General features: G+C 60.3%; 2 protein-coding genes and 1 pseudogene. All 3 read right to left on the minus strand.

Annotated elements, in window-relative coordinates; translation table 11 throughout:
* Nucleotides 1–454: baseplate J/gp47 family protein (locus tag V6C07_RS11120; protein ID WP_333536548.1), on the minus strand; the 454-nt coding region annotated here is incomplete at its 3' end.
* A gap of 2 nt (nucleotides 455–456) precedes the next feature.
* A complete protein-coding gene (locus tag V6C07_RS11125) occupies nucleotides 457–810 on the minus strand; it encodes a phage GP46 family protein (protein WP_072312614.1) in 354 nt (117 codons plus the stop codon).
* A gap of 69 nt (nucleotides 811–879) precedes the next feature.
* Nucleotides 880–1,300 (minus strand): annotated as a pseudogene (locus V6C07_RS11130) (phage baseplate assembly protein V); the annotation flags it as partial.

Below are 1,300 nucleotides of genomic sequence, written 5' to 3' on the forward strand. Positions count from 1 at the left end.
TGACCTGCATGCCGACGACATCCGGTAGCGCCCCGGCCTGTGCAGCCTCGCATGGGGCGGACGCTGTTACAGCCTCGCCCGTGCCTGTAAGGGTTACGGCAGCTGTGGTCTGATACACGGTGCCGTCGGCATCTTTGGCCTGGGTATAGGCGGGCACAATAGAGCCGGGGCGACCTGTGACCGTAATTGTGCCTGTAGCTTTGGTGGCCGCGCGGCGCGTAATGCCGCGCAGGGCGCAATGTTGCTCCAGATATTCCGGGTCTGCGGTGTCAGGGATGATCTGGCGCACTATCCATGCCTGATGATCGTACAAGCCCTCGGCGGCGCTGGCTGTGCCAGTGGCGCGTATATAATTGTCGCTGTCCGCATCAGTATGGGCGGCAGGGTCAAGGTTGCGCATGTCGCGCAGCATGCGGGTACGGATGCTATCAAAGCTGGGAATGGTGTACGGCATGCCTAGCCCCCTACCTGCACAAAATGCTCAAATGTATACGGCGTACCCGTGGCGTCCACCACCTCAACAAGCATCAGGCAGCGCCCGTCATGCGGCTGCTGCGTTGTGACCGTGACAGAGCGGGCGCGGCCTTCCCGTATAAGCTGCTCAAGGGCTTGTTCTGCATATTGCCGGGCAAGTAGCTGGATGCGTGGCACGTCTTTTTCGCGCTGCAACTCGTGCAGGCGGCTGCCAAGCGTTGTGTCGGCCCACCATGTGCCGAGCGGCGTGCAAAGGCGCAGGTAGACCGCATTGCCAAGATGGCTGATGCGGCTGCCTGTGTAATCGCCTGTTGTGGGGTTAATTTGCGCGTCCATCGTTGTCTCCGTGCGTCTTGTGTAACAAGACGGCGGACAGAAAAAAGACTGGCGCACGTCAGCGGTTGGCTATTGGGGCTGGCCTGTACTGCCGCTGCCCGTCTGCACGCCCGTGTGGGAGTGCTGGGTGAGGCTGATGCCGCCCGCAGTGTGGTCGCCGGTGGATGTCATGCTGCCGCTCTGGGCAATGTCGCCCGTGATTTTGACATTGGCGGTCATTGCAACAGTGTCGCCCTTTTCGCCTGTGGCCGTCAGGTTGCCGGTGACAGTTGTTTGCGGAGTGTCAATTATGACACCGTTTCCCGCTGTAATTTTGGCATGGTTTTTAACATTGATATTGAGATTATCGCAGTCTATTTCGACTATGCGCCCGGCTTTGATATGGACGTACGCGCCCTCCTGACTGTACATGCGGGCCTCACCGGGGGCGACCTTGAGGCGATACGCGCCGTGCTCGGTGGCAATGACCACGCTGGCGCTGCTGCGCCCA

The sequence above is a fragment of the Desulfovibrio sp. 1214_IL3152 genome, from assembly GCF_036763055.1.
Classification (GTDB): Bacteria; Desulfobacterota; Desulfovibrionia; order Desulfovibrionales; family Desulfovibrionaceae; genus Desulfovibrio.